Source organism: Xenorhabdus budapestensis, assembly GCF_017743015.1.
Classification (GTDB): Bacteria; Pseudomonadota; Gammaproteobacteria; order Enterobacterales; family Enterobacteriaceae; genus Xenorhabdus; species Xenorhabdus budapestensis.
Window position 1 is genome coordinate 745,406 of sequence record NZ_CP072455.1, and the last position, 22,864, is coordinate 768,269.

At 40.1% G+C, this 22,864-nt stretch carries 20 protein-coding genes; 16 read left to right on the forward strand and 4 right to left on the reverse strand.

Annotated elements, in window-relative coordinates; genetic code table 11:
- Positions 1 to 93: 93 nt before the first annotated feature.
- The 9 genes from HGO23_RS03235 (at position 94) to HGO23_RS03275 (ending at position 9,613) form a co-directional block, all read left to right on the forward strand.
- On the forward strand, positions 94 to 672 hold the full coding sequence (locus HGO23_RS03235; RefSeq protein WP_099135618.1) for a fimbrial protein: 579 nt from the start codon (positions 94 to 96) through the stop codon (positions 670 to 672).
- A gap of 67 nt (positions 673 to 739) precedes the next feature.
- Entirely contained in the window at positions 740 to 1,576 is an 837-nt protein-coding gene (locus HGO23_RS03240) for an MrpH family fimbial adhesin (RefSeq protein WP_099135617.1), read from the forward strand.
- Between the two features lie 30 nt (positions 1,577 to 1,606).
- Positions 1,607 to 1,873 (forward strand): helix-turn-helix domain-containing protein, encoded by a 267-nt coding sequence (locus HGO23_RS03245; RefSeq protein ID WP_280529536.1) that lies wholly within the window; start codon positions 1,607 to 1,609, stop codon positions 1,871 to 1,873.
- A gap of 457 nt (positions 1,874 to 2,330) precedes the next feature.
- Positions 2,331 to 3,533, forward strand: coding sequence for a sterol desaturase family protein (locus HGO23_RS03250; protein ID WP_209027955.1), 1,203 nt, complete (start codon positions 2,331 to 2,333; stop codon positions 3,531 to 3,533).
- Positions 3,526 to 4,797: an aminotransferase class I/II-fold pyridoxal phosphate-dependent enzyme gene (locus HGO23_RS03255; protein WP_169923035.1), complete on the forward strand. Its 1,272-nt coding sequence runs from the start codon at positions 3,526 to 3,528 to the stop codon at positions 4,795 to 4,797. Before HGO23_RS03250 ends, HGO23_RS03255 begins: the two co-directional genes overlap by 8 nt.
- Before the next feature lie 21 nt (positions 4,798 to 4,818).
- Positions 4,819 to 6,009, forward strand: coding sequence for a GNAT family N-acetyltransferase (locus HGO23_RS03260; RefSeq protein WP_209027956.1), 1,191 nt, complete (start codon positions 4,819 to 4,821; stop codon positions 6,007 to 6,009).
- Positions 5,999 to 7,162: a hypothetical protein gene (locus HGO23_RS03265; RefSeq protein WP_209027957.1), complete on the forward strand. Its 1,164-nt coding sequence runs from the start codon at positions 5,999 to 6,001 to the stop codon at positions 7,160 to 7,162. Before HGO23_RS03260 ends, HGO23_RS03265 begins: the two co-directional genes overlap by 11 nt.
- Entirely contained in the window at positions 7,146 to 8,981 is a 1,836-nt protein-coding gene (locus tag HGO23_RS03270) for a MutS-related protein (RefSeq protein WP_209027958.1), read from the forward strand. Before HGO23_RS03265 ends, HGO23_RS03270 begins: the two co-directional genes overlap by 17 nt.
- A complete protein-coding gene (locus HGO23_RS03275; protein WP_209027959.1) occupies positions 8,978 to 9,613 on the forward strand; it encodes a GNAT family N-acetyltransferase in 636 nt (211 codons plus the stop codon). The genes HGO23_RS03270 and HGO23_RS03275 overlap by 4 nt, the downstream gene beginning before the upstream one ends.
- 152 nt (positions 9,614 to 9,765) lie before the next feature.
- On the opposite strand, the gene carB is transcribed toward HGO23_RS03275, so the two are convergent.
- The 3 genes from carB to dapB all read right to left on the reverse strand — a co-directional run bounded on the left by carB (position 9,766) and on the right by dapB (position 15,428).
- On the reverse strand, positions 9,766 to 12,990 hold the full coding sequence (carB, locus tag HGO23_RS03280; protein ID WP_099135609.1) for a carbamoyl-phosphate synthase large subunit: 3,225 nt from the start codon (positions 12,988 to 12,990) through the stop codon (positions 9,766 to 9,768).
- A gap of 17 nt (positions 12,991 to 13,007) precedes the next feature.
- On the reverse strand, positions 13,008 to 14,168 hold the full coding sequence (gene carA / locus HGO23_RS03285; protein WP_099135608.1) for a glutamine-hydrolyzing carbamoyl-phosphate synthase small subunit: 1,161 nt from the start codon (positions 14,166 to 14,168) through the stop codon (positions 13,008 to 13,010).
- 438 nt (positions 14,169 to 14,606) lie between these two features.
- Positions 14,607 to 15,428 (reverse strand): 4-hydroxy-tetrahydrodipicolinate reductase, encoded by an 822-nt coding sequence (gene dapB, locus HGO23_RS03290; RefSeq protein WP_209027960.1) that lies wholly within the window; start codon positions 15,426 to 15,428, stop codon positions 14,607 to 14,609.
- A gap of 616 nt (positions 15,429 to 16,044) precedes the next feature.
- Between dapB and HGO23_RS03295 the strand changes: the two genes are divergently transcribed.
- The 4 genes from HGO23_RS03295 (at position 16,045) to HGO23_RS03310 (ending at position 19,397) form a co-directional block, all read left to right on the forward strand.
- Complete coding sequence (locus HGO23_RS03295) at positions 16,045 to 16,887, forward strand: AraC family transcriptional regulator (protein WP_209027961.1); 843 nt, start codon at positions 16,045 to 16,047, stop codon at positions 16,885 to 16,887.
- A 156-nt stretch (positions 16,888 to 17,043) separates the two neighbouring features.
- Positions 17,044 to 17,754: an AzlC family ABC transporter permease gene (locus tag HGO23_RS03300; protein ID WP_209027962.1), complete on the forward strand. Its 711-nt coding sequence runs from the start codon at positions 17,044 to 17,046 to the stop codon at positions 17,752 to 17,754.
- Entirely contained in the window at positions 17,751 to 18,062 is a 312-nt protein-coding gene (locus HGO23_RS03305) for an AzlD domain-containing protein (RefSeq protein ID WP_038264588.1), read from the forward strand. Before HGO23_RS03300 ends, HGO23_RS03305 begins: the two co-directional genes overlap by 4 nt.
- A gap of 177 nt (positions 18,063 to 18,239) precedes the next feature.
- The gene (locus HGO23_RS03310; protein WP_209027963.1) at positions 18,240 to 19,397 is read left to right on the forward strand and encodes a hypothetical protein; all 1,158 of its coding nucleotides are present in this window, start codon (positions 18,240 to 18,242) and stop codon (positions 19,395 to 19,397) included.
- A gap of 180 nt (positions 19,398 to 19,577) precedes the next feature.
- Here the strand turns inward: HGO23_RS03310 and HGO23_RS03315 are convergent, their stop codons facing one another.
- Complete coding sequence (locus tag HGO23_RS03315) at positions 19,578 to 20,564, reverse strand: LysR family transcriptional regulator (RefSeq protein WP_209028685.1); 987 nt, start codon at positions 20,562 to 20,564, stop codon at positions 19,578 to 19,580.
- Positions 20,565 to 20,656: 92 nt separating this feature from the next.
- Here HGO23_RS03315 and HGO23_RS03320 point away from each other — a divergent pair, with 92 nt between their 5' ends.
- From HGO23_RS03320 to HGO23_RS03330, 3 genes are all read left to right on the forward strand, one after another.
- Positions 20,657 to 21,313 carry an alanyl-tRNA editing protein gene (locus HGO23_RS03320; RefSeq protein WP_209027964.1) on the forward strand — a complete coding sequence of 219 codons (657 nt, stop codon included), beginning with the start codon at positions 20,657 to 20,659 and terminating at the stop codon, positions 21,311 to 21,313.
- A gap of 66 nt (positions 21,314 to 21,379) precedes the next feature.
- Positions 21,380 to 22,018 carry a LysE family translocator gene (locus HGO23_RS03325; RefSeq protein ID WP_099135602.1) on the forward strand — a complete coding sequence of 213 codons (639 nt, stop codon included), beginning with the start codon at positions 21,380 to 21,382 and terminating at the stop codon, positions 22,016 to 22,018.
- Between the two features lie 150 nt (positions 22,019 to 22,168).
- Positions 22,169 to 22,774 (forward strand): GNAT family N-acetyltransferase, encoded by a 606-nt coding sequence (locus HGO23_RS03330; protein WP_099135601.1) that lies wholly within the window; start codon positions 22,169 to 22,171, stop codon positions 22,772 to 22,774.
- Positions 22,775 to 22,864 lie beyond the last annotated feature (90 nt).

A 22,864-nucleotide genomic window follows, 5' to 3' on the forward strand; every position in this document is an offset into this window, starting at 1 on the left:
TCGGTCCTTGGTAGTCATATCCCGTCATAAACAGCTTGATGGGATCATAAAGCAGACTTCACCAGATCGTAACGGATTTTGGGATAAATGATAATGAATTTGTTAAGTATGAAGCTCTTTAACTACGCACTGAAAACATTGGTGCTACCGGTATTATTTCTGTTGGGGATTGGCAGTCAGCAAAGTGCTTATGCAAAAGATAGCTTACGCCAAAATGTCAGAATCACGATGACCGTACTCGCTCCCCCTTGTGTGATTAAACCGGAAGATAAAATCATGGAAGTCAATTTTGGCAACATTATCAACCGGGATCTTTATTTGTATCACCGTACACCAGGCCAACAGTTCCGGCTGCATTTGGAAGAATGTGATCCCAGTGTGGCCCAGAAAGTAAAAATCAGGTTTGTCGGGCAGGAAAGCAGAGAGCAGCCCGGATTATTAGCATTCAGTTATGGCAGCAGTGCTTCAGGTGCAGCCATTGGTATGGAAAAACTGGATGGTACACCACTCTCTTTTAATAAAACGGCCCAATTTAGACTCTCTGATACGAGCAGTAACAATGTAATCCCATTTCAGGCATATGTAAAAGCTGATCCCAGTGCACTGCTGCAAAACAAGATTGGTGTAGGAGAGTTCAATGCAATGGCAACTTTTGAGCTCAGTTATGAATAGTGATTTCGGCTTCTTTTTTACCCCATGATATTCAACCTGAGTTTGATGTTATTTAGGGAAATAAATTATGCATCATATTAAAAAATCGTTGATGAAGTTTGCAGCATTGTTGATTTTCTTTAGTGCTTCATATGCCTATGGTGGAGCTTATGTTATGCCAGTGAATACTATTATATCGGGTAAACGAATTATCACTACCATGGAGATTATTGAATGGACAGAAGAAGAGGGGTTCGGCAATCCTTGTTATGGTAATGATCCATGTTATGTTGGCCCTGATGTTCAATATAATGACAACCAGCCGGGCATGTATGGTTCCTGTATTGATGCAAAGGCATGCCTGAATGACGCGCATAAGTACCGGACAACTGCGGAAGTAATGCGAGCCTATAAAAGACAGCTCGGAATCCCTATACGGGTGACGTTTCCTATTATTACCGCAGATGCTAGGTGTATAGGTTTATTTTACACCAAGCGGATATCATCGGGTTATGGTATCGCAGCGAAATTTCCTAACTCTACTTGCAACAAATTACCACCTGTAAATCAAAGTTGTGAAATCAATATACCTTCTGAAATTGCTTACGGGGAATTAAAAGCTTCAGAAGTTAATAACGCCACTCGCTCAATTAATGGGCAATTAAAATGTGCACTTCGTAGCAACAAAATAATGTTGCAAGTCAAATCCATTAATAATGAGTCAAAGATTTATCTCGATGCTAATAAGCAAATTTACTCGACATTGCAGATTGATGGAAAGAATGCGGCAGATGGTGTGCATGTTATCGCCCGGGGGAAAAATATTCCCTCGAATTTTACCCTGACATCAATATTGCACACATTAATACAACCAAAAGCCGGTAAGTATGCAGGTACAGCAGTTGTTTTATTAACCTATTTATAAATTGAGAGTAAAGAAATTATGCGAGTCAGTATGCTGGTAGGTAAAAGGATCCAAATGAAGCGAAAAGAGCTTGGGATAACAGCAGCAGAGCTGGCGGACAGAATTGGCGTCAGCCATCAGCAGTTATCACGTTATGAACGGGGAACTAACAAAATCAGTCTGGAACATTTGGTAGTCGTCTCTATTACCTTAAAAACACCGGCAAGTTGGTTTCTGGAAGATTGCTTTATTAAGCCCGCACCTCAAATGAAAAACCAACATACCTGTGTGGCTGAAACAATATTAGATTTATATTGAACAAAAAGTATTAATTAAAAAGGCAGTTATTAATTTGGTATAAAAGCCATCTCAAAACAGGGATGGCTTTTTCTTTATCAGAACACTCACAGATGGGATGAATTCTGAGACTAATGTGGATATCAACCACATTAACCCCTTACAAAAAATTAATTGATTGTTGTATTTTGAAAATAAAATTAATTTTATTTGTCGTTGTTTTGTTGTTCAATTGTAATTAAATATGCGGATTTCAAACTGTACATAAAATTATAGAGGATAGTGTATAGCCATATTTCGTAGTATTACTGCTGGAAGCAGTAACTGTGAGGACATTCTCTCTTAATCCTAATCAACGTATCTAAAGATACGAGAATCTGGTTTATACAATTAGCGCCAGTTCTGGATTAACTGATTGAAGTATCTTGGATACAAATTGAGGATGGATATAGGTAGATTGCTACAAATAGGCTAAAAAATGACAGGACAAAATATACTAACTATCTTATTGCCCTTATTTTTAATTAGTATAGTGATAGAAGCTCTGGTGCTGAACCTATTCCGACGACGTTCTCAATTGAATATCATAGAGAGCTTGGTTAATCTTTCATTAGGTGCTACTAATCTGGTAGCCGGAGTGCTTTTCACGGGCTTGCATTTATCGGTCTATTACTATGTGCAACAACATTGGGCGTTGATAGCCCCATTGCCAAATACCTTCTTACAGATACTGGCTACTTTCATACTCTACGACTTTTTCTATTATCTTAATCACTGGGTCCACCATCGCTGTAACCTACTATGGGCTAATCATCTTGTGCACCATAGCGGACAACACTTTAATCTTAGCACTGCTGTGCGCTTAGGTTTTTTCGGTAATTTTACGGTATGGGTGTTTTTTCTCCCCATGGCATTTCTAGGCATTAAATTGGAACACTATCTTCTGGCTATCGCTGCACAGTTGGTCTACCAATTCTTTATACACACAACGTTTATCCGTGAATTGGGATTTTTAGAAAAGATTTTTGTCACACCTTCTCAACATCGGGTGCATCATGCCAGTAACTCGCTCTATATAGACAAAAATTTCGGCTGCTTTTTAGTTATTTGGGACCGAATATTTGGAACCTATCAACGAGAATTATCGGAAGAGCCGCTACGTTATGGTATTACCACACCAATAGCCCAGCCTCATTCGCTAGGGTATCTGAATAGCTTTATGTATTTGGCATGTCTGCGGCAGGCAATGAGCCAGCCTAACCTGAAATCTGCTTTTAGAGTTTTATTTGGATCACCTAAATACCTGAATTTTAAAAATGAAGTTACCGCTTCACCGAATTCAAGCCCGGCAATATTTACTACCTTGTTAATGCTGATATCTCCAACACTAATTAGCTTCTACATCATTTTCAATGCAGACCAACTTAACACTATGGATGCATGGGTAGTACCGTTGATCTTCTTGTTTACCAGTTGCCTGTACTCCAGTCGTACTGAACAGAATTATTTATCGTTAGTCACTCTGTTTATAAAGGCTTTAGAAGGAATATTCATCGTTTATTTGCTAACACATTACTCCAATTTTCAGCCGTTACTTTGGTTGAGTCTGGCTATCAATATTGGAGCATTTATCGTCATTGTTACTTTTTATCTTTATGCAAGGAAAAATCACTATGAATAAATTGAGCCTTACTGATCCCCAAATAGACAACCGTCACCGTGACATCACGCGATCTAACGACTACTTACAAAACATAGCCGAGCGTTACGATAATTTTGTCTCAGACGGCAAAATGGATGTGATTGGCAGAGTATTTCATAGAATACCTTGTAAGCATGTTTCTGTTAGCTACAACCCTGCCAGTGCTGGTAGTACGCATGCACGTGAAGTTTTGCATTTAGGTTCCTATAACTATTCTGGACTCAATGGTCATCAAAGAATCATCGAATCCAGTATCAATGCAACTCATCAATACGGAACCACATCCAGCGGCGTACGCCTTCTCAATGGTACTAGCGACTTACACCTTGAAATGGAACAACGGTTGGCTAAATTCCTTGATGTGGAAGAGGTCATTACTTTCAGCTCGGGATTCTCTGCGAATCTCGCTGCTCTTTCCACGCTATGTCGTGAAGGTGACATAGTTTTCAGTGATATTCTCAACCATCAATCTATCGTCGATGGTCTGAAACTGAGTGGTGCAACGACCCGGGTTTACAAGCATGCTTCTCTGCAAAGTCTCGAAAACAAGCTTCGCCAAACTTCATTTCAGGCACGCAAATTTATTATCACCGACGGTGTCTTCAGTATGGATGGTGATTTGGCACCATTGCCCGGGATTGTCGAATTAGCACGAAAATATAATGCGTTCGTCATTGTTGATGATGCTCATGGCACCGGACATATTGGCCCGAACGGCCGGGGAAGTTGTGCTCATTTTGGTATAACGGATCAGGTTGATGTTATCACTGGCAGCTTGAGCAAAGGCCTGCCTGGGATTGGCGGGTTCATTGGTACAAATAAGAAAACAGGAAACATTATCCGTGTTGCTGCAAATCCTTATATTTACTCCGCTTCGCTGCCTCCAGCTATACTCGCTTCAATCATCAGTGCCATCGACATTCTTGAGAGCTCTCCCCAGTTGACTCTGGAGTTGCAAACCAAGGCTAAGTATTTCCGCCAAAAATTACGTGATGCAGGATTCAACATACTCAACAGCGAAACAGCCATTGTGCCATTGATTACGGGTGATGAGCATTGTTGTTACGTGATGACTCGTATGCTTCATGAGAAAGGTATCTACGTTAATCCTGTGACATATCCTGCTGTAAGTAAAACACGTGCACGAATACGGATTAATCTGAGCGCAAACCTGAACAACGAAGAATTGGATTATAGCATTCGTACTTTAATCCAAATTGGTCAGCAGCTGGCTTTGATATGACCTTATAAGGGATTCGCAGTTATGGAAATAAGCTGTAAGTGGACAGAAAGTGTCAGTCTCTTTTCCAGGGAGGACTGGGAACACTGTTACGACCCCGAAAATGTGATTACTTCATATTCATTGCAACTCGCGTTAGAACGTTCTGAATTAGTCGAAAGTTTTTACTACCTTAGCCTTTATCGCAACGACAAACTGACTGCTATCATCAGTTGCTTCAGTATGTATTATTCCCTTACTGATCTTGCCCCTCCGAAATGGCAAGGTTGGATTATGACCTTGCGCAAGATATTCTCCAACTTGCTAAAACCAAGGATTTTTGTCGTCGGTAGCCCAATTGCAACTTGCAGCCACATGCTAGGCATTGCCCTACCACCGGATCATCCTGATTACCCTCGATTGTTACAAGTCATGGAACGAGAGATTGATAGGAAGATAGCCGAACTACAAATTAAATTGCAGTGTATCAAAGAGTTTGACGAATATTTTCATCAACGCTTGCAGCAAGTCTTACAGAGCAAATTTGTCGTCTGCCGTAGCCCTGACACGACTTATGTTTATACTGATCAAGTTGGAGGCTTAGAGTACATCAATAACATGCTAAAACGTTATAGGAATGTCTTGAGAAGACGCAAACGAAAGTTTGATGCTATCGGCCTACGTTGGGTTATGGTTGATGACTTTGGTTCTTACTCTAACAAACTCAATAGTTTATATCGTAATGTTCTGCAACGTAGCCATACAAAGTTTGAATGTTTAACACCTGCATTCTTCCGTGCTGTTAACGAGGAACTCGGCGAGCAAGCACAAGTATTGTTGTGTTTGGATGATGATTGTATTGTCGCTTTCGAATTATTCCTCAAGGGCAAAAACCTACATCCGTTATACTTAGGTATCGACTACAGTTATCGCGATGCCAGTGCTCTCTATTTCAATTGCTTATATAGAGTTATTGAAGAAGCTCAAAATCAACAATATCCCTACATTGAACTTGGGCAGACAAGCTACGACGCGAAATTTAGTGTAGGTGCCATATCATCCAAGCTGTACTTTTATATAAAACACTCTAACGCCTTTTATAACCACATTTTATATCGGTTCAGAAAACTGCTATTTCCTGCCCCGAAAATCCCGGAACAACGAAAAGTGTTCAAATTGAGTGAAGATTACATTGATGCCTTAAAATCTTCAGGAGCACTAAAACATGTTGATTGATATGTTTAGTATCAATAAGTTTCATATTGAAGTTTATAACAGTATCGAAGATATTGACGCCTATACATGGAATGAAACTTTGTCTCAAGCGCATCCATTTAAAACTCATAGTTTTATGGCTGCCTGTGAACAAACTCTTCCCCATCGTGAATATCGATATTTCCAAGTCTTCGCTTCCAATTTGAGGTCTTCTTCTCTGGGATTGTTCTTTGCCACACAAGAATCCATTGATTTAATTTCTGATCCTCACTCCGCATTACAATCACAGATACAGAAATTTTGTCCGAAGTTCGGTTGCATCACAGCAGCCATGATTGGTAGCTATGAAACCAGCGGTCGCCATTGGTGGTTTTCTCATGAAATTACTCCCCAGCAACGTATCACTATAATTAATCATTCTTTAGCTTTAAGCTTTCCCCGTGCTTTTGTCAGGATCATTCGCGATGTGGAACATAAAGAGACGGATTATGCTGCATTGCATTCACAGTTGTTAGCACAGGGTTTCAATCCGGCAATGAATTACCCCTTGGCATTTATTCCCTTACAAGGCAGATCATGGGAGCAATATAGCCGAAATTTGAAAGCCAATTGCCGCAAGGTTCTTAACCGCATAAAGTCTCAGTTTCACCAATCGGGATGGCGTATTGTTCACTATTATGAACAGCCTGTAGAACTCGAGGGTTTTTATGAGCAATACCTCAATACTCACCGCCGAGCAAGCGAATACAAGCGTAAGGCGTTACCCTTAAGCTTTTTTGAGCAGGTACAAAAACAATGCCAAGTTGTAGTATCCGTACTTTATGATAAACAGGATCAGGTACGTTCATTTATTTTTAGCGGTATAAGTGAAAATATTATTAACCCTTTTGTTTTTGGCCGTAATTATCAAGAAGAAAGTGAAGTAAATTCCTACTATATTTTGCATATGGATCTGATTCAGCGTTTCAGTCATTTTCAGACTAAAATTATCGATCTTGGTATTACTAATTACTTCGTTAAACAAAATCTCGGTGCATGCCTATTACACAATGATATTTATATGAAGTTTAGGAATCCTTTGTTCAATTCATTATTTGGTCGTATTCTTGCCAAGAAATTTGATGTTACTCAACCAAAGGAACGGCGTGTTTTCAAAAATGATGATAAACATTAATTCTAACACCCCCGAAAAATGTCCATGGCAAACACGAGTTGATTATTTATCTCAAAAAGTGCTCGTGTTACAGCAACGTCTGAAATACATGGAATTAAGTCGATTCATCGTATTTATTAGTCTGCTCGTGTTCGTTTATTACTTATGGCAACAATCAGAGTGGTCATTTTATTCATGGCTACTGGTAACTGGTGGTATATTGTTATTTGCAGCCTTAGTCTTCTTGCATCATCACATGCAGGAGCAATTACAAAACCATCTCACACTGATCACTCTTAATAAAGAAAGCTTAGAGCGCATTAACCGAAATTTCTCAGCACTGGCACCCTGCCCGATACATGTTGCGGATCATTTCAGTGAACAGGATCGTGCTCTCAACTTATATGGAACAGCCTCTTTAGGGCAACTACTATTCAACCTGTCGACAAGTTGCGGTGATTCCAAACTTGCTGTATGGCTAACGCGCGGATGCCCTATATCGCAACTTTCACAGCATCAACAAGCCATTCAAGAGTTAGCTCCACAATTAGACTTACGCCAGAAACTGTACGCTTGCGCGCGAAATCCAGACCGCACAAGGGGAGGTTATTATCTGGAGAAATTTCATGAGTGGGCTACAAGCACAACTTTCCCTTATATCAGTGCCAGGCTAAAACGAGTGGGGCAAATGCTAACCCTGCTTTCTTTAGTTTGTATCACTTTTGCTGTAACTCGCCTTGCTCCTGGCTGGATTGTTATACCTCCTATGGCCTTGAATATCGTATTTCTTATATTACGAGGGAATCAGTTTAAGCAGGCGCTTAACCGTGTTGATCTTCAATTTAATGCTCTGAATAGTCTTTCGAAGATAGTCAGTAATATTAATTCTGGTGAGTATGACGCACAGATTCTGCGCAATATTAGTAAATTGCTACAAAACCCTTCTGAACGATCAGATCTGGCATTACGTAAACTTTCAACCATCATCCATTATTCACACTTACGCTTTAATACCTTGCCGTATCTCGTCCTACAATGCACATTGCTCTGGGACTTTCATATCACTCTGAATCTTCAGGGCTGGCATAAGCAGTATGCGCAGCACGTCCCCCGTTGGCTGGAAGCTATCTCATTATTTGAGGCGCTAAGTGCCATGGCAAATCTGAGCCATGAAAATCAATGCTGGCACTTTCCGACAATGAGTGACGATTGCAAACTCCATGCAAAGCAAGCCATCCATCCTCTATTACCTGCACAGCAGGCAATTGCTAACGATATCTTACTTATTCCCGGTCAGGTGACTATTATCACCGGCTCTAATATGTCGGGGAAAACCACCTACATGCGTACACTTGGTCTCAACCTGAAACTTGCCATGGCAGGCGGGCCTGTAGCCTGTTCTGAACTGATATTTCATCCTTGTGAATTATTTACAGTATTCTCAGCCGCTGATTCTCTACATCAAGGACTGTCATATTTTATGAGTGAGGTTTTGCAGATTAAAGAATTACTAACAAGGGTCGAGCAAAGTGGATTACAACCCATATATCTATTAGATGAGCTTCTAAAGGGAACGAATGAACGGGAGCGTAATATAGCGATCATTGCTATTTTAAAAAAACTTTGTGCTCAGCAAGCCATGGGAATGATCACCACCCACAGTACCGTATTAGCGACTGATTCTGATTTACAGCCTATCTCTCGTAACATTTACTTTGAAGAAACTATTGATGACCAATCACCAGAAAAAATATTCTTTAGTTATCGCCTCAGGGAGGGAATATCGCATCAGACAAACGCCATTAAACTATTTCGTATGCTTGGTGTGGAGCTAACATGAATAAATTGCACAGCGAAAATCTTCAATACTGCCCAGCTACCCCAGATTATGCTCCTCAGGTAGTTAATCTGTTGGGCAATATATCTACTGATACCCTGAATTTTATTTATGGGGCTGAGGAGTTACGTTCCAGATATTTAATAAAGGAGTTTCGTGGTGAAAAAGGTTATTTTAGTTACTCCCAACATCGTTTGATGTTAACTGATGATCGATGCATCGGGGTGATTGCAGCCTATGATCGTAGTGAAATTAATCGGCTAAATTGGGGAACATTGAATGCTGTTTTTGCATTTTACCCTTTACCTCAAGCCATCAAATGTCTATATAAATTACTTGTTTCCACATCTGCCACGCCTAAACCGAAAGGTGATTCCTGCTTTCTCTACAACCTTTCTGTTGATCCGGAATTTTCCCGTCAAGGGATTGGTTCCCAACTATTGGAACAGGAAATTCTCCGGGCTCGAAACCGAAAATACAAAATGATTGAGCTGGACGTTGCTACTACCAACCAGCGCGCTATCAGCCTATATCGACACCACGGTTTTCTAGTAAAACAACAGATTAATAACCCTCGTATTCTTAACGGCTTTCGCTTTGATAGCCACTTACGGATGTCTCTCGAACTACAATAATCTGTTGTGTTTTAACTGATGTAATGTAGGTAGTGAATATTCGGCTTTAAGATAAGTACAATTCCTGGATTCAACATTTTCACCAGATAAAAAATAGCTCCCTTACTTATTGGAGAACCAACTTTGGGGGAGTTGTTTTTTACACGATTAAATTACCCAGTAATTTTTGCGTGCATTTCCTGTACAGAAATTACCTGCTCAGTCGGATCAGCACTGAGAGCCATAGTGGTTGCAAAACCGCCATTCAGGGTGGTGTCATAGTGCACTTTATATTGTAGTGCGCTGCGACGAAGCAGTTTTGAATCTTCAATTGCCTGACGACCAGCGGCGGTATTGACGATATAGTCATACTCACCGTTTTTGATTCTGTCTTGAATATGTGGACGGCCTTCATGAACTTTGTTCACCAGACGTGGGTTGATTCCGGCTTCACCCAGTACAATGGCTGTACCGTGAGTCGCGTCCAGTTCAAAGCCATGCTTGAGCAATTTGGCTGCTAAATCAACAATACGCTCTTTATCCTCTTCACGTACTGACAGTAATGCCCGGCCTTTTTTACGCATAGTGGAGTTACTGCCTAGCATCGCTTTGGAGAAGGCTTCCGCAAAAGTGCGACCAACACCCATCACTTCACCTGTAGAGCGCATTTCTGGCCCCAGAATCGGGTCAACTCCCGGGAATTTGTTGAATGGCAATACTACTTCTTTCACGGAGTAGTAAGGAGGAATGATTTCTTTAGTCACCCCTTGTGACTGCAAGGATTGCCCGGCCATCACACGTGCTGCAACTTTCGCCAGTGGCAGACCTGTTGCTTTGGAAACGAATGGAACAGTACGTGCCGCACGTGGGTTCACTTCGATCAGGTACACTTCGTTATTTTTCACCGCGAACTGGACATTCATCAAACCACGGACACGCAATTCAAAAGCCAGTTTTTCAACTTGTTGACGCATAACATCTTGAATCTCCTTGCTTAATGTATATGCGGGTAAGGAGCAGGCTGAGTCACCAGAGTGAACACCCGCTTGTTCGATATGTTCCATGATGCCACCGATCAGGACACGTTCCCCGTCACAGATAGCATCAACATCGACTTCAACAGCATCATCAAGGAATCGATCCAACAGAACCGGAGCATCGTTGGAAACACTCACAGCGGTTTGGAAGTAACGGCGCAGGTCTGATTCATCGTACACGATTTCCATGGCACGACCACCTAATACATAGGAAGGACGAACCACCAGCGGGTAACCAATGTTGTTCCCTTTCTTTATTGCCTGTTCAATAGTGGTGACAGTGGCATTGGCAGGTTGTTTCAGACCAAGACGATTTACAGCCTGCTGGAAACGCTGACGGTCTTCTGCACGGTCAATAGCATCCGGGCTGGTGCCGATAATTGGTACACCTGCCGCTTCCAGTTCACGGGCCAGTTTCAGCGGAGTCTGACCACCATACTGGACGATCACACCTTTTGGTTGTTCAACGCGTACGATTTCCAGTACGTCTTCCAGTGTTACCGGTTCAAAGTAAAGGCGGTCGGAAGTGTCGTAATCTGTTGAAACCGTTTCTGGGTTACAGTTAACCATGATGGTTTCATAACCATCTTCACGTAGTGCCAGTGCAGCATGTACACAGCAATAATCGAATTCAATACCCTGGCCGATACGATTCGGACCACCACCCAATACCATGATTTTCGGTTTGTCGCTATTCGGATTAGCTTCGCACTCGTCTTCATAAGTGGAGTACATGTATGCAGTATCAGTTGCAAACTCAGAGGCACAGGTATCTACCCGTTTGTAAACCGGATGCAGGTTGTAATCATGGCGCAGTTTGCGGATCTCTTTATCGGATACGCCGACTAGTTTTGCCAGACGTGCATCCGCAAAACCTTTACGCTTGAGCTGACGCAGGAAGCCGGAAGTCAGACCGTTGATGCCCTGTTCTGCTACTTGTTCTTCCAGACGTACCAGTTCTTCGATCTGTACCAGGAACCAGCGGTCAATGTTGGTCAGGTTAAAGATGCCATCAACGGATAGGCCTGCACGGAAAGCATCTGCAACATACCAGATACGCTCAGCGCCCGCATCTTTCAGTTCGCTGCGGATTTTGGTCAGAGATTGCGGGTCATCCAGATTGACTTTCGGATCGAAGCCGATTGCTCCGACTTCCAGACCACGCAAAGCTTTTTGCAGAGATTCCTGGAAAGTACGGCCAATTGCCATTACTTCACCGACAGATTTCATCTGAGTTGTCAGGCGATCATTGCTGCCGACAAATTTTTCGAAGTTAAAGCGAGGGATCTTAGTAACTACATAGTCGATTGATGGTTCGAAAGAGGCTGGAGTACGCCCACCCGTGATATCGTTCATCAGTTCATCAAGGGTATAACCAACTGCCAGTTTTGCTGCAATTTTTGCGATAGGGAAGCCTGTCGCTTTGGAGGCCAGAGCAGATGAACGGGATACACGCGGGTTCATCTCAATGACAATCAGGCGGCCATTTTTCGGGTTAACAGCAAACTGTACGTTTGAACCACCGGTCTCTACACCAATTTCACGCAGTACTGCCATCGAGGCATTACGCATGATTTGATACTCTTTATCAGTCAATGTTTGGGCGGGAGCCACAGTAATGGAGTCACCAGTATGGATCCCCATTGGATCGAAATTTTCAATGGAGCAGACGATGATGCAGTTGTCGTTTTTGTCACGCACTACTTCCATTTCATACTCTTTCCAACCAATCAGAGATTCATCGATCAGCAATTCATTGGTCGGAGAGAGATCCAAACCGCGTTCACAGATCTCTTCAAATTCTTCGCGGTTATAAGCGATACCACCACCTGTTCCGCCCATGGTGAAAGAAGGGCGAATGATACAAGGGAAGCCAACGTCTTCAGTTACAGCCAGCGCTTCTTCCATCGAATGGGCAATCCCAGAACGAGCAGTATCCAAGCCGATTTTTTTCATCGCCTTATCAAAACGCTGACGATCTTCTGCTTTATCAATTGCATCTGCGGTGGCACCAATCATAGTTACACCGAATTCTTGCAGTACACCCCGACGTTCCAGCTCCAGTGCACAGTTCAGTGCTGTTTGCCCACCCATGGTTGGCAAAATTGCGTCCGGGCGCTCTTTTTCAATAATTTTGCGTACAACTTCCCAATGAATTGGCTCAATGTAAGTCGCATCTGCCATTTCTGGATCGGTCATGATAGTGGCTGGGTTGGAGTTCACCAGTATGACCCGATAGCCTTCTTCCCTCAGAGCCTTACAAGCCTGTGCTCCTGAGTAGTCAAATTCACATGCCTGACCGATAACAATCGGACCTGCACCCAAGATCAGGATACTTTTAATATCAGTACGTTTTGCCATTTTTCCTCTTCTCCTGATTATTTGGTGTTCTGAGTGTTTTGCTGGCGATACAGTTCAATCAATTCAATAAAGTGATCGAACAGAGAAGCGGCTTCATGTGGACCAGGACTGGCTTCAGGGTGCCCTTGAAAACTAAATGCAGGTTTGTCAGTACGGTGGATACCTTGCAGAGTACCATCAAAGAGTGATTTATGAGTCACACGCAGATTTGCAGGTAATGAGTTTTCATCAACGGCGAATCCGTGGTTTTGTGCGGTGATCATGACGACATTACGATCCAAATCCTTAACAGGGTGGTTGCCGCCGTGGTGACCAAACTTCATTTTTACGGTTTTTGCACCACTCGCCAATGCCAATAACTGATGGCCCAGGCAAATACCAAATACAGGGATCTCGGTGTTCAGGAAAGTTTTGATTGCTTCGATAGCATAATCACAAGGCTCTGGATCGCCGGGACCGTTGGACAGGAAAATGCCATCCGGTGCCATTTTCAGTACTTCGTCTGCTGAGGTTTTTGCTGGCACGACAGTAACGCGGCAGCCACGATCTACCAGCATACGCAGAATATTACGCTTAACGCCAAAATCATAAGCAACAATATGGTATGGCAGTTCTTGCTCTTTACGAGCTTTTGGTAATCCATCTGCCAGTGTCCAGCTTCCCTGTAACCACTGATAAGATTGTGTGGTAGTCACTTCTTGCGCCAAATCCATACCTTTTAAGCCAGGAAATGCTTTTGCTTTTTCAAGGGCAATTTGAGCATTTACCTCATCACCTGCAATGATACAACCGTTCTGTGCGCCTTTTTCCCGTAACAAGCGAGTCAGTTTACGAGTATCAATATCAGCAATGGCAACAATGTCATGACGTTTTAAGTAGTTAGACAGATTGTCTTCACTGCGATAGTTGCTGGTTATCAGAGGTAAGTCACGGATTATTAAGCCTTGGGCTTGAATAGCGGGAGATTCTTCATCAGCGGCATTGATGCCGACATTACCAATATGGGGATAGGTGAGAGTAACAATTTGACGGGAATAGGAAGGGTCGGTAAGTATTTCTTGATATCCGGTCATTGAGGTATTGAAGACCACTTCTCCAACAGCCACACCCTCAGCACCTATGGCGCGACCGTGAAATTGGGTTCCATCTTCCAGAACCAATATAGCTGACTTAATCAAAACGCCCTCCAGAATGAATAACAAATCGCACTCAATGCATATTAATTCAGAATTAATGCTTTAAATCAATGCCAATTATGATGTTTGTCAAAATTTTGGCAAATTGCGCGCATTCTAATGATGAGGGGGGGGCTTGTCTACAAAAAATGCCCTTTTTATTGTTTTTTTTGCGATACTCACTGCTATATCTTCGAAATTTACCTGAAAAACATAAGAAAAGTGCGAGCATATTCACGATTAATGTGAAATTAAATTTTAAAACAGAAAAAACAGTGTGATTTTTCGTATCTATGGGATAAAAGGTAGTAAAAAAGTGAGTTTAATGTAGAAAGTAAGGGTAAAAACAGTAATATATATATTTTTTTGTTTATTTGATCAAAATTACGCAATTAATAAATAATAATTGCGTAATTACAACTAGTTATATTATTAAAAATATCATAATTTATCTAGATTAAGGACATCTTTCATGTCATAAAGTCCACTGTTTTTATTGGTTATCCAGACAGATGCCTTAACAGCGCCATTTGCAAAAGTCATACGGCTTGAAGCCTTATGGCTGATTTCTATTCGTTCACCAATATCGGCAAAAATAGCGGTATGCTCTCCAACAATATCGCCAGCTCTTACCGTAGCAAAACCAATACTTTTGGGGTTCCGCTCACCTGTGTGGCCTTCCCGGGCATATACAGCACAAGTTTTCAGGTCACGACCCAGCGTATGTGCAATAGATTCTCCCATTGCCAGTGCTGTTCCTGATGGCGCGTCCACTTTATGGCGATGGTGGGCTTCAATGATTTCAATATCCGTGTACTCTCCCATCACTGTTGCTGCTTTTTCCAACAGCTTAAGGACAAGATTAACACCGACACTGAAATTTGCTGCAAAAACAATAGGAATTTCATTTGCAGCATCTTTGATTGCTTGCTTACCTGCATCATCAAATCCAGTTGTACCAATCACCATGGCTTTACGGTATTGGCGGCAAATTGGCAGATATGTCAGCGTTCCTTCTGGTTGGGTGAAATCGATCAGAACATCAAAGTCTTCAATGACAGCCTGGAGATCATCACGGATCGTAATACCGTTATGACCAATACTGGCCAATTCACCGGCATCTGCTCCCACTAATGAAGAGTCTGGGTGTTCTAATGCTGCACCAAGTGTAACGCCATCCAACTGCTGAATGGCCTGAATAAGATTGCGTCCCATGCGGCCACTGGCCCCTACGATAGCAATGCGAATATCTATGTCAGCCATAAGGCCCTCACTATAGTTGATATTGGTTTTAATTGAGGTGATAAAGCAAATTGTCTACAGCTTAACTGTCAATGGTTGGTTGCACCAGACTCAAAGGGAGATCATTAGGAAAACAGCGATCAGGAGAACAGTTATAACAAAATCTAAATCATAGATATAACATGATAGGGTATATGGGAATAACATATAGAAAGTAAATTAATACAACATTAATTATAACTGTTATTAAATATATTTATTCAAATTATTTTCGATAAAAAAATAAATATTCTGGTTACCTTAGTAACATTGCTATAGCAATTTTATACAAAAAAGAAAAAGGCTCGCTAAATCTGACCTGATTTGTTTTTTACAAAAAAGATTTATTGGCATAAGAACAATGAGTGGTCGGTGATACTTGAAAATGTCCATATTCTTTATACTCTATAGGTGAGATCTTAATTTTCTTCAGATTGGAAACAGAACATAGATAATTAAACAAGCAAATAGGAAAATAGTGATATACCCGTTGTCTTTCAAGTTGTAGTCTGAAATCTATGGGATATATAACTTAAAGATAAAAGAGTTCAATACCATAAAAAGATCAATTTTCATCAGAAACTTGGGTAACTATTTTATGTGGCAACAAGAAAATGTAAAAGAGAAAATTCAGTTCTTTCGTCTGGAAGAATTTAATGGCCTGGAGATGCTCAAAGCCAGTTACCGTAAGCAAGTATTTTCTCGTCATGTGCACGAGACCTTTTGTATAGGAGTAATAGAGGAGGGGGCTCAGCGCTTCTATCGTACTGGTGCGGAACATATTGCGCCTAAAGGTGATATTATTTTAGTCAATTCAGATGAAATTCATACCGGATCTGCTGCTGTTGCAACAGGTTGGTCATACCAAGCTATTTATCCTTCACCTGATTTATTACGTTCACTTTCACGCGACTTAAAATATGCAGATGGCAGTATACCGTGGTTTCCTTCTGCTGTGGTTCATGATCCTGGGTTATCTGAACAATTACGTCTGATGTTTAATTTATTGTCACAAAAAAGTAATACTTTATTCAAAGAAACTATGCTGCTTTCTTCGCTCTCTTGGTTAATGATGAATTACGGCAAAACACGCATTACTGCACAGAAACTTCCTTCTGCTGAAAAGCAGATCTTATTGGCTAAAGAATATATTGATGCACATGCAGAAACTGATATTTCTCTCAATCGGTTAGCAGAAATGGTACAGCTAAGTCCATGGCATTTTTTGCGGCAATTTAAGGAAATTTTCGGAGTAACTCCTCATGTATATTTAATTTTTGCCCGCTTACGTATGGCACGAAAATTGTTATTGGATGGACATTCTATACTAAATGTTGCTATTCGCTGTGGTTTTGCCGACCAAAGCCATTTTAACCGCCATTTTAAAAATGCATTAGGGATCACTCCCGGAATGTTTGTTCGTTCTCTACAAACAGCTTAAAAATGCTCTATTGCCTTATTGGGAAGGCTTCTAATACAGATTAGCAAGAAATTATTTCACCACAATTTTATTCAATACACTTGTATTACCCGCACGTAAGCTACCCATCAATGGCTCTTTTCTTGTATTGACGTAGATCTGTTTATGGAAAAAACAATGACTGAATTGCAACCAAAAACATCCTCCTGGCAAGGGTTTTGGTCTGGAATATATAACATGTTACCGCTCTGCCTTTCGGTTATCCCCTGGGGAATACTTGCTGGCTCCGTCGCCGTTCAATCAGGGTTAACTCTGGGGCAAAGTATAGGGATGTCTGCAATCTTATTCGCTGGCGCTGCACAATTAGTGACACTTGGTTTATTAGCATCGGGTGCCAGTATCTTTACTATTATTATTTCAGTGTTTTTTATCACAGCTCAGCATTTTCTCTATGGCTTAACTTTACGTGAATATGTTTCTTTATTAAAAGTTCGTTATCGACTACCAATCGGTTTCTTACTAACAGATGAATTGTTTGCTTTAAGTTGTGCTCAGAGAGATAAACAGATTTTAACTCCGGGCTATTTGATTGGTGCTGGATTATGTTTTTATGTATGCTGGAATCTTTTCAGTCTCCTGGGAATATTAATGGCTTCTTCTATTCCAGATTTAGATAAGTATCATCTGGATTTCTCAATTGTTGCTACCTTCATTACTATTGTTGTACCAATGATTAAAAAACTCAGTGTGTTCTTGGGCGTGATTTTTTCATTGTTTTTATCAATGATACTATCTTACCTTCGCGTTGAAGGTGCTATTATCATTGCTGGTGTTAGTGGTATGTTCTTTTCTGTCTTTATAGCCAGGTTAAATAAGGAGTCAATATGAGTTGGGCCTTGCTTTTTATTTTGGCTGGCATTGTATTATTTAATAGATATGTTTTTCTGGAACCTAAAGTCCCGGTAAAGCTTCCTAAAATAATAAATGAATCATTAAAATATTCTGCACCTTGTTTATTGATTGCAATATGTGGGCCAATTATTTTAATGGAGCATGGAGAGTTAAGAGAAGTTTCTAATAATCCTTATTTATGGGGGGCATTATTAACTACCGTTTTTGCTTTTTTTATCAGAAATATTGTAGTATGTGTTGTTATCAGTCTGGCTGCTTTTTATGTGTTATCTGCTATTTTATAGATACAAAGCGGGATTCTTTTTATATAATGTTAACTAATAGACAGATATAGATAACTTTGCACATTTATTGCGAATTTATTTATAGATTGTAATAGTTAAAATTTATGTTTTGATATTTCACTCTCTGTAATAAAAATAATTATATTAAAATTACTCTGTTAATCAATAGGAGGAATTATGAAAACAGGAATTGATCTTTATAAGGAATCTACCGCTATTCGAAATACATATAGGATATTACCTTTTCAAGGTGTATGGAGTTGGCTAACAGGAAAGGATATTCCCGGCAGGAAAGCATTATGGAAATCCAACTCAATTGAAATGATATGTTGGTCGATTAGTTGGGTTGTGGTTGGTACGCTACTTATCTATTTGTCACTAAATAGTAATATGTCATCAATTATCAAGTTTATTACCTATTTAGTCGGCGTACTATTTTCCACTTCCGGAGCCAGGTATATTGTTGCTACTATTATTCATCAAGGGGTACATGGAAATTTACTCTCAACAAAATCACGTAATAGAGTTATATGTGAAATTTTATCCACAATATTCATTACTCAACCTTACGATTCATACCGTCAGTTTCATATCTATGAGCATCATGGAAAGGATTTTTCAACAACAGAAGATAAAGACTTATCAGCAGTATACAAATTAGGGTTTACACCCGGAAAAACAAAGAAACAGCTCTATATTAACTTGTTTTTAACCCTATTTAGCCCTTATTTTCATCTTTCATACCTCTATGGTCGAATTAAATCAAATTTAATAGGTGTTCCTGTTTATCGATTTATCATGACCATTGTTTATTTTTTATTTTTTGGCTACTTTGCTTGGTGGATGGGAATGATGAATTTTGTATTTTCCATCATTATCCCTTATGTAATTGTGTACCAGATAGCATCGTTATTACAATTAATGACTGAGCATGTGTGGTTATTACGTCGTGAAAATGAGACTATTCTTCATAGCCATATCAAAAACTCTTTAGGACGCTTTTGTGGCTCACCTTGTCCTGAAAGTTTTTCTCTGAAATATTCTCTACAATGGATTATATGGGCTTTTAAACACTTGTTCTACCATTTACCTGTTCGAATGTTGGTAGTGCAGGGATCACTGATTTGTCACGATTGGCATCATCGGGTAAGTAATGTTAAAGAATGGTATGATTATACAAGATTGAGAGAAATTAATGCAGAAAAATTAGCTAAAGAGGGTAATTATGATTATACCGAATTTTGGGGATTTTATAATTGCTTGGATCATGTGTTAACTATACTCAGTAATGCCGAATCTATCAATGTTAATAATCTAAAATATAGACTTAATTAAAAATATTACTGAAAATAATATGAAACGATATTTTTATAGGGAATTACAATTCATAGTTTAACATGGAACTATTGATTTGTTATCAATGGCAATTAACTTATTCATTATTATAAACCCCTTGAATGTTACAGGAATGAGGTGAATTAAAATAATTAATTCACCTCTTTTACATTAACAAACTTATTCTCCTATCTCAGGCAATTCGTAATGAGTAGTATCATAAATCTTCTCTGCTCTTTTATTATCTGAGATATTTTCCTGACGGAGTCGTTCGGCCAGAAATTCTATAAATACACTAAGTTTTGGCGGTAAATGCCGTGTCGGTGGATAAAGTATCCATAATTCGCCAGTATAGTTGGCTTTAAAGTTCCAATCAGGCAGAACCTGAACCAGTCGTCCCTGTTGTAAAGCATGTTTAGCGGTAAAATAAGGTAAGCTGCCAATTCCGATATGTCTCAACACTGCATCAAGCCGAACTCCCGTATGATTGGCAGCGTAACGACCATGAATATTGACGGTAATAATTTTACTTCCCTGGTTGAATTTCCAACGCGAGTCTCCGGGTTCTTCCCCAAGATAGATGCAACTGTGATTTTTCAGATCGTGCGGATGTTGTGGTGTGCCATGTTCTGCAAGGTATTCAGGTGTTGCACATAACATATGCCAAATATTCAATAACCGTCTTCCCATCAGGCCCGGAGGAGGTTGATCTGTGATCCGTATTGCAAGATCAACCTCTTCATCTATCAAATCTACATAACGATCATCAAGTCGTAAATTCACATTGACTTTAGGATAGCGGGCAAGAAAAGCAGGTATATGGGGATGAACAACAAAACGGCCGACCGCTTTAGGGACACTGACCCGGACTATTCCCTGCGGTTCACGGTTAAAGTTTCCTGATACAGACATGATTGCCTGAGCAGAATTCATTATATCCAGACAATGTTCATAAACAGTTTGTCCGCTTTCACTTAAACGAAGTTTGCGTGTTGTTCTTTGCAATAGGCGGGTTCCGAGCGCTTTTTCCAGTCTGGCTACAGAACGACTAATAGCAGAAGGTGTTGCAGCAAGCTGACGTGCAGTTTCAGAGAAACTACCGGTTTCAACCACTTTGGCGAAAATAGCCATTTCCCGCATTAAATTTATCATGCTATTTATGCTTATAGGTCAAAAGTTATTTGAGTTTAGGATGGATTATCGCAATTGTATTTATTTAATACAATCAGGGAAATTTGTTTATATGAAGAATATCGAGTATGACTAAACGTCTTTATTTATCCAATTCTATCCTGAGTGGGGAAGTTGAAGTTTTAGATTGCTCTTTTTGTGGCAGCTCTTCCTGTAATGATGAACGTTATGCAATCCGATTAAACGTAACACCATTTCATCCTCAGGGAGGAGGGCAACCCAGTGATGTTGGCTGGTTGAATGATGTGGAAGTTGTTCACGTCGCATTTGAGAATGATGACATCATTCATTACACAAAACATCCTATCAATGCGGGAGTAGCTTTTGCGCGCGTTGACGAAAATTATCGTCAATTACACTCACAGTTACATTCAGCAGGTCATCTTATTGGTCATATTGTTGAAGGCTTGGGTTGGTATCCTGTCAGTGCACACCATTGGCCCGGAGAAAGTCGGGTTATTTTTAAACCCGGAATGCATGCCCAAGCTGTTTTTGTTGAAGCACTTCAAGAAAGTTGCGATCAACTTATCGCTGAAAATCTGTTTTGCCAGATTACTCTGCGTGATGATGGATTTCGGCAAGTCAGTTTTGGTGAACTTCCCCCTTACCCTTGTGGTGGAACACATGTGACATCATTAAAGCATATTCACAAAATTCAGATACAAGCCATTAAGGAAAAGAAAGGCAAGTTATCAGTGCAATATGACATAGTCATGTTAACGTAATGTATTGCGTCATAATAGATTCAACCCGTGATACTACTATAAATATAAACGCTTTTCGGAGTAAATATGCTTTCTGACTACTTGCATGAGTTTTGGGGACTTGCACTTATTCATTTTCTGGCTGTTGTCGCACCGGGGCCAGATTTTGCAGTAACATTACGACAGAGCATACGCTTTGGTCGTTGGATGGGAATTTGTACCGCTATTGGTATTGGTGCGGGAATATCAGTCCATGTTATTTATACATTGATTGGTATCGGAGCTTTAATACATTCAACACCTTGGCTGATGACAATAGCAAAAATGATTGGTGGTATATATATTTGTTACCTGGGGGTTCAATTTATTAGGAGTAAGCCGGAAAAAACGGATTTTATCCTCCCGAATGAGGCATTACCGCAACAACGAAACCTGCGACGGGCTTTTTCTACTGGTTTTATGACAAATGCTACCAATCCCAAAGCAACTCTATTTTTTCTGGCTGTCTTCACAACGATTGTGAGTGCAACTACGCCGTTATCTGTCCAGATTTTTTATGGTGTGTGGATGTGTATAGTAAATGCAGCGTGGTTTATTCTGGTTAGTTGTCTTTTTTCCAGCCCTACCGTTCGCTTACAGTTTGTCCGATTAGGGCATTGGTTCGAACGTGCAGTAGGCGTGGTTTTGATTGGTTTTGCTGTTCGTCTTTTATTTATTTCTGTGTAACAGAAATTGACTCAGTACAGTAACGGTGTATTATTACTTAATTCAAAGGTTTTTTTATTTTTGATATAGATGAGTTTTTATATCAGTCAGCATTGAAAACTATAAAATTATTTAATTATCCCAATTCTTTTATATCATAAGGAGGGTAATATGATATTCAGATCAAAATCTTTTTCAGGAATATGGCCAAGATCAGTTGATATCAGATGTTCTATAGTTATCAAGGAGGCTAGTCTATCAGAAGTATTTCACGCAACGGAAAAAATAAAGAAAGAAACTATGAATAATGAGTGGTTGTGCCCTAATTCTTCTGGTCAGCTTGATGAGGAGGAAATAAAATGGAATTCTAGATATAACCAAGCATTGGGAATATTTAAATTTTTCTATATTGATATTGGTATTCGCCTTAAATTAGAAGAAACTGATAAAAGAGTGTTGTTTTTTGTTGCTTATTTCAGAGGTGTTCCTGTCGGAGTTTTACAATTATTAATTACTGATGGGTTACCTAAAGTCGTTTTTTTGGCAACTCATTGTGGCATCCGAGGTTGTGGTGCTTTACTCATTGAATATGCAGTGAATAAATCACAACAATTAGGAATGGGAGGAAAGTTACAACTTTCTCCATATGAGGGAGCGAGAGCGGCATATATGGCAATGGGATTTACCGGGGCTGGGGAACACCTGGAATTATATCCTGCTGATAGAAATGATAAATGGAAATGGAATGAGGCAACGGGTCGTTATAGATTCTACTAAATATCAGTCTGGACACCTAATATATTGTAATATATTAGGATTTTTGTTAGAGAAAAGTCAGGTGAATTATTTACATCTTCCAAAATATAA